At 61.6% G+C, this 6499-nt stretch carries 6 protein-coding genes; 4 read left to right on the top strand and 2 right to left on the bottom strand.

Features of this window, described 5'->3' with window-relative positions; translation table 11 throughout:
* The 4 genes from A0O30_RS21130 to A0O30_RS21115 form a co-directional block, all read left to right on the top strand.
* Positions 1–283 (top strand): IS3 family transposase (locus A0O30_RS21130; protein ID WP_146232420.1); only part of this gene is annotated, 283 nt, incomplete at its 5' end.
* A 283-nt stretch (positions 284–566) separates the two neighbouring features.
* Positions 567–1754: a porin gene (locus tag A0O30_RS21125; RefSeq protein WP_016714314.1), complete on the top strand. Its 1188-nt coding sequence runs from the start codon at positions 567–569 to the stop codon at positions 1752–1754.
* A 239-nt stretch (positions 1755–1993) separates the two neighbouring features.
* Complete coding sequence (gene nosP / locus A0O30_RS21120) at positions 1994–3157, top strand: nitric oxide-sensing protein NosP (RefSeq protein WP_105947874.1); 1164 nt, start codon at positions 1994–1996, stop codon at positions 3155–3157.
* Positions 3087–5024: a NahK/ErcS family hybrid sensor histidine kinase/response regulator gene (locus A0O30_RS21115; RefSeq protein ID WP_371104903.1), complete on the top strand. Its 1938-nt coding sequence runs from the start codon at positions 3087–3089 to the stop codon at positions 5022–5024. Before nosP ends, A0O30_RS21115 begins: the two co-directional genes overlap by 71 nt.
* A 106-nt stretch (positions 5025–5130) precedes the next feature.
* On the opposite strand, the gene A0O30_RS21110 is transcribed toward A0O30_RS21115, so the two are convergent.
* Both A0O30_RS21110 and A0O30_RS21105 read right to left on the bottom strand, forming a co-directional pair.
* Entirely contained in the window at positions 5131–5796 is a 666-nt protein-coding gene (locus tag A0O30_RS21110) for a response regulator transcription factor (protein ID WP_105947873.1), read from the bottom strand.
* Between the two features lie 54 nt (positions 5797–5850).
* The gene (locus A0O30_RS21105) at positions 5851–6399 is read right to left on the bottom strand and encodes a PQQ-dependent catabolism-associated CXXCW motif protein (RefSeq protein ID WP_105947872.1); all 549 of its coding nucleotides are present in this window, start codon (positions 6397–6399) and stop codon (positions 5851–5853) included.
* Positions 6400–6499: the final 100 nt, after the last annotated feature.

Here is a 6499-nt window from a genome sequence, read left to right as displayed (position 1 = left end):
AGATCAAGGGTGGCATTATCAGCAGGCTCAATACCGTCACAAACTTGCCGCACGAGGTGTGAAGCAGAGCATGTCCCGCAAAGGCAATTGCCTGGATAATGCGGCGATGGAAAGCTTCTTCGGCACGCTCAAGTCGGAGTTTTTCTACCTGAATCGCTTTGAGAGTGTCGAGGAACTAAAAGCGGGACTGGATGAGTACATTCACTACTACAACCATGACCGCATCAGGCTGAAACTCAATGGCCTGAGCCCTGTGAGCTACAGGACTCAGACCACTGGCTAAAACTGTCCAACTTTTGGGGGGCAGTCCATCTCTGTGGGAGCTGGCTTGCCGGCGATGGGCCGCAAAGCGGCCCTATTTCGTTCAGGTGTATTGATACTTGCCAGTCACTCATGCGTACACCCTAAGTCCTGCATCCTGCCCCAACCTGGTACCAGCACCAAATCATCGCACCCCACCCTCCAATCCAAAGCACCCAACACCCCGCCCCAAAGCAGCGTACCCGGCCATTTACCCACTTCTGATAATCGCCTCCGACATCCAGTCCCCCTGTTTGGAGCGCGCCATGTACAACAACAATAAGCACCTGCCGCCTCGTTTCCTCGCCGCCGCCATTGCCAGCTTTTCTGCCCTGGGCCTGAGTGGCGTCGCCGAAGCCGAGATCATGCTGTACGACAAAGACCAGACCACCTTTTCCACCGACGGCTACATCAATGCCTTCTACGTCAACAGCAAGGTCGACCGCGAAGGCGAGCAGTTCGATCGCCGCCAGTCGCGGGTGAAAATGGGCTTCTTGCCCAACTATCTGGGCTTCAACATGGGCAAGCAGGTGGATGACCTGAAGCTCGGCGCACGTGCCTCGTTCTGGGTCACCATCAACGACAGTGAAACCAACGGCACCGACACCGCCATCGACGTGCGTCAGTTCTACGGCACCGTGGCCAATCCCGAGTGGGGCGAGGTGTTGATCGGCAAGGACTTCGGGCTGTTCGCCCGTTCCAACATCCTGCTCGACGAACTGCTGGCCGGCTACGGCCAGGTCAGTGACACCTTGGGGCTGGTGGACGGCGGCGGGGTGTCGTTCGGCAACATCGGCAGTGGCTACCCATACCCGTTCCCCACCTCGCAGATCACCTACCGCACCCCGGTAATGGACGGCCTGCGCGTGGCGGTGGGCATCATGGACCCGGTGGACACCAACGACAGCAGCCCGACCGGCAAGGCCTACCAGGAAAACCCGCGTACCGAGAGCGAGATTACCTACCAGTTCGACCTGGGCGGGGCGCAGATCTACAGCTGGGTCAACGGCAGCTACCAGACCTCCGACAACACCGACTCGACGGTAGAGACGATCACGTCCAAAGGTGTTGGCTATGGCGTGCAGGCGAAGATGGGCGGGCTGTCGCTGACCGGCTCGGGGTTCCAGGCCAAGGGTATCAACCCGTTCTTTACCAACAACGCTGGCGAACCGGTCTTGCGTAACGTCGACAGTGACGGCTACCTGTTGCAGGGTTCGTACAAGGTCGGCAAGAACCGCATTGCCTTGTCGTATGGCAAGACCAAGGACGACGGCAACGGCGCGGTGGGCAGCGGTGCGGACTACGAGACCCGTGGCGTGGCACTGTTCCATGACGTCAATGACAACCTGAAGCTGGTGGCCGAGTACAACCAGTTTTCCATCGATGGTCATGACACCAGTGCGCAGAACGAAGACACCGATACCTTTGCAGTGGGTGCGGTGTTGACCTGGTAGATTTTTGGGGCTGCTGCGCAGCCCATCGCCGGCAAGCCAGCTCCCACAGGTACAGTGCTGATCTCCGGCTTTACGCGGTCCCTGTGGGAGCTGGCTTGCCGGCGATGGGCCGCAAAGCGGCCCCAAATGAAATGGCCATTTACGCCCATGGAACCGCCCACCCGCTACCCAAGTAGCATTCGTCCCCCGCAAACACCTTCGTACACTTGCCACTCAGCCACCCCGCGCCGGAGACCCCAATGCAGCAGGCTCAAAACGACGGTGTGGTCAGCGCCATGTCCCAGGCCACCGACGCCCGGTTGGCCGCCCAGGACCTGGCGCGGCAATTGCTGCACCCGCACCTGGGTTTCGTGCTGTTCTTCTGTTCCGCCGAATACGACTTGCAGGCCTTGGGCGAGGCCCTGGAGCAGGGTTTCGGCGGCATCCGCCTGGTCGGTTGCACCAGCGCCGGCGAAATCACGCCCCAGGGGTACGGCCGTAACTGCGTCACAGCGGTAGGCTTTGATCACCGGCACTTTTCCATCGCCACCGCGCTGATCGATGAAATGGAGCACTTCAGCCTGATCGACGCGCAGCAGATGGTCGAGCGCCTGGTCGGCACCTGCCGCAGCAATACGTTGGCACCGATCAAGGGCCACAGCTTTGCCCTGACCTTGCTCGATGGCTTGTCCAGCCGTGAGGAAATGGTGCTCGCCGCCCTCAGCGCGGCCTTGGGTGATATCCCGCATTTTGGCGGTTCAGCCGGTGACGACAACTACCTCACCCGCACCCATGTGTACTACGGCGGCGCGTTTCACAACGGTGCGGCCGTGGTGGTGCTGGTCAACACCTGGCTCGATTTTGAAGTGTTCACCACGCACCACATTTTGCCGCGCCAGGAAAAGCTGGTGGTAACCGGCGCCGACAGCGCCCAGCGCCGGGTTTTCGAACTGAATGCCGAGCCCGCAGCCGAAGAGTACGCCCGCCACATCGGCGTACCCGTGGCTGCGCTTGACCATCGGGTGTTCGCCGCCCACCCGCTGGCTGTACGTATTCACGACCAGTACTACGTGCGGGCGATCCAGCAGGTGCACCCGGACCTGAGCCTGAGTTTCTACTGTGCAGTGGAAAACGGCATCGTGCTCACGGCCATGACCCCGGGCCCGCTATTGCCCAACCTGCACCAGCTGTTCGACGGCCTGCGTCAGCGCCTCGGGCCGCTGCTGCTGACCATTGGTTGTGATTGCTTCCTGCGGCGGCTGGAACTGGAGGCCCGGCATGGCCTGGAACCGGTCGGCGCGTTTCTGCGTGAGCAGCGGGTGATCGGCTTCAACACCTACGGAGAACAGTTCAATGGCATGCACATCAACCAGACCTTCACCGGGGTCGCCATTGCCCGCAACCGGCCTCCTGTCGGGCGCTGAACTGCAGGCCGAGGTCACCCGGCTGCAGCACGAAAACCAGAAGCTGCAGCGGATCAACGGTGCGTTGATCGAACGCATCGAGTCTGGAGTAACAAGGGGCAACGACCCCTATGCGGCGTTCCAGCATTCCGTGGTGCTGGCCGAGCAGGTGCGTGAACGCACCGATGCCCTGAACCAGGCCATGGCCGAGCTCAAGGCCGTCAACCGCTTGCTCAGCGAGGCCCGGCAGCGGGCCGAGACCGCCCACCAGCACCAGATTCGCCTGATTACCGATAATGTACCGGCGCTGATCGCTTACCTGAACGCCGATCTGGTCTACGAGTTCACCAACAAGGTGTATGAAGAATGGTATTGCTGGCCCCACGGCGTAATGCTTGGCCAGAGCCTGCGCGAGGCCCACAGCGAACAGCATTACCAGCGCCTGGAAGCCTATGTGGCGCGGGCGCTGGCGGGGGAGAGCGTCACCTTCGAATTTGCCGAAACCAATATCAATGGCCAGGAACGCTACATGCTGCGCTCCTACGTGCCGAACCGCCTGGCCAGCGGCGAGGTGGTGGGCATCTTCGTGTTGATCCGCGACATTACCGAGCGGCGCAACACTGCCCAGGCGCTGCACCAGGCCTATCAGCACCTGGAGCAGCGGGTGCGTGAACGCACCGCCGAACTGACCAGCCTCAACGACCAGTTGCTGCGTGAAATCGAAGAGCGAAGCCAAGCCGAGGCTCGCCTGCGCGAGGCCAAGCGCGAGGCCGAACAGGCCAACCTGTCGAAAACCAAGTTCCTCGCAGCGGTCAGCCACGACCTGCTGCAACCGCTGAATGCGGCGCGGCTGTTCACCAGCGCATTGCTGGAGCGCCGCGACCCGCAAGACAGTGCCCACCTGGTACGTAACGTCAGCAATTCGCTGGAAGATGTGGAGAACCTGCTCGGCACCCTGGTGGACATTTCCAAGCTCGATGCCGGGGTGATCAAAGCCGATGTCGCCCCGTTTGCCCTGCGCGAACTGATGGACAACCTTGCTGCCGAATACGCACAGGTGGCGCGCAGTGAAGGCCTTGAACTGCATTTCGTGGGTTGCTCGGCGGTGGTGCGCAGTGACATCCAGCTGCTGGCGCGGATCCTGCGCAACCTGCTCAGCAATGCCATTCGCTATACCCGCAGCGGGCGTGTGGTGCTGGGCTGCCGGCGCCTGCGTGGCGGCCTGCGGATCGAAGTGTGGGACAGTGGCATCGGCATTGCCGAAGAGCACCTGGACGACATGTTCCAGGAGTTCAAGCGCGGTGATGTGCAGCGCCCGGACCAGGACCGCGGGTTGGGCCTGGGCCTGGCGATTGTAGAAAAGATCGCCGGCATCCTTGGGCATCGGATACGGGTACGTTCATGGCTTGGCAAAGGCTCGGTATTTGCCGTCGAAGTGCCACTGAGCACCACCGCGCCCAAAACCCAGCCGAGCCAGGTGGTCAGCGAGCCGATGCTTGAACGCCTGCGCGGTGCGCGGGTGTGGGTGCTGGATAACGACGCGGCGATTTGCGCCGGCATGCGCACCTTGCTGGAGGGGTGGGGCTGCCGGGTGGTCACGGCGCTGTCGGAGGAAGACCTGGCGCGGCAGGTGGACAACTACCATGCCGAAGCCGACCTGCTGATAGCGGATTACCATCTGGACAACGACTGCAACGGCGTCGACGCCGTGGCGCGGATCAATGCCCGGCGCACCCAGCCATTACCGGCGCTGATGATTACCGCGAACTACAGCAACGACCTCAAGCAGCAGATTCGCGAGCTGGGCCACACCCTGATGCATAAGCCGGTGCGGCCGATGAAGCTCAAGACGGCGATGAGTCATCTGCTGGCCGGCAGCATGACATAGCCGCTGGCCTCTTCGCGGGCTCGCCCGCTCCCACAGGAATTCTACAGGCTTCGAACCTGCACAATACCTGTGGGAGCGGGCGAGCCCGCGAAGAGGCCAGAACAGGTTAACGCCGCAGGTAGTCAGCAAAATCAATATCACCAGCACTCAGGATGGCCTGCACCCGATTATGCACATTGAGCTTGCGCAAGATCGCCGAAACATGGGCCTTGACCGTGGTTTCGGCGATGTCCAGCGTGTAGGCGATCTGCTTGTTCGACTCACCCTTGGTCATGCGCTCCAGCACCAGCAATTGCTTGCGCGTCAGGGCCTGGAGCATTTCCGGTGGGAAGCTCGGCGCCTCGTTGTGGCGCCGGCCGGTGCTGCTTTTCTGGGCGCGGATGATGTCCGGCGGCAGGTAGACATTGCCGTTGAGGATCTGCTCGATCGCTTCGATCATCTGTGAACGGGGCGATGACTTGGTAATGAAACCCACGGCACCGTAGGTGATGGCCTGCAGCACGATCTGCTTTTCCTGCTCGGCCGAAACGATCACCACCGGGGTGGTCGGCGCCTCGTTGCGCAGGGTAATCAGGCCGTTAAGTCCGTGCATGCCGGGCATGTTCAGGTCGAGCAGGATCAGGTCGAGGTCGTCGTGCGCCTGGGTCAGGGCCAGAGCGCTGTCCAGGTCGGCGGTTTCCATGACCTCGCTGCCCTGGAAGCCATCGCTGATGACGTTGTGGATGGCTTCGCGAAACAGCGGGTGATCGTCGGCAATCAAAATTTTGTACATGGCCTTTTCACCTTGTTTTTATTGGAGGGGGCGGGGCACGCATTTGCAGGCAGTTCAGGGAAAGGGCGCGGGTTGCGCTGGCTGCAGCGGCAGGTTGGCCTGCTGCCAGGCGTCCAGGCCGTCGCGGTACCAGTACAGGTTGTTGTAGCCCAGGGCTTTAGCGCGTTTTACCGCGTTCCAGCTTAACCAGCAATCGGAGCGGCAATAAAAAACCAGGGGGTGCTCCGGGTGCCCGGCAGTGGCTTTTTGCAGGTTGCGCACGAAGTAGTCCTGCCAGGCCGGGCTCAGCTCGCCGTCGCCGGTGTTGGCCAGCCAAAGGCTACCGGGGAGGTTGGCGTGCGGTTCATCTTCGATGAATTGGCCTTGCAGCCATTGGCGGCGATAGACGTCGATCAGTACGGGCCTGGGGCTGTGTGCCAGCAGCTTTTGCAGCGTGGCGGTGTCGATGACCTGGCCGCCCTCGACCTGTTGCGGGGTCGGGCTGCGGTAGAGGGTGGCGCGGTAGCCTTCGGCGGAAAACAGCGGGGTGGTGTCGGCCTGGGCGATACCCAGTGACAGACACAGCGAAAGGGCAGCCAGCAAAGGGCGCGGGGCACGTGGCATGGTTTTATCCTTTTTGTTATAGGCCCATTACATGCCAGCGGTGGTGTGTTGTGAATGCGACGATCAGACAGCAAAGGCAGTACTAAAGTAGTAGGCGCTG

It is taken from the genome of Pseudomonas sp. LLC-1, from assembly GCF_002992185.1.
GTDB classification, from domain to species: domain Bacteria; phylum Pseudomonadota; class Gammaproteobacteria; order Pseudomonadales; family Pseudomonadaceae; genus Aquipseudomonas; species Aquipseudomonas monteilii.
Note: the sequence above shows the minus strand (reverse complement) of the source record. Positions and strands in the feature narration are given on the sequence as shown.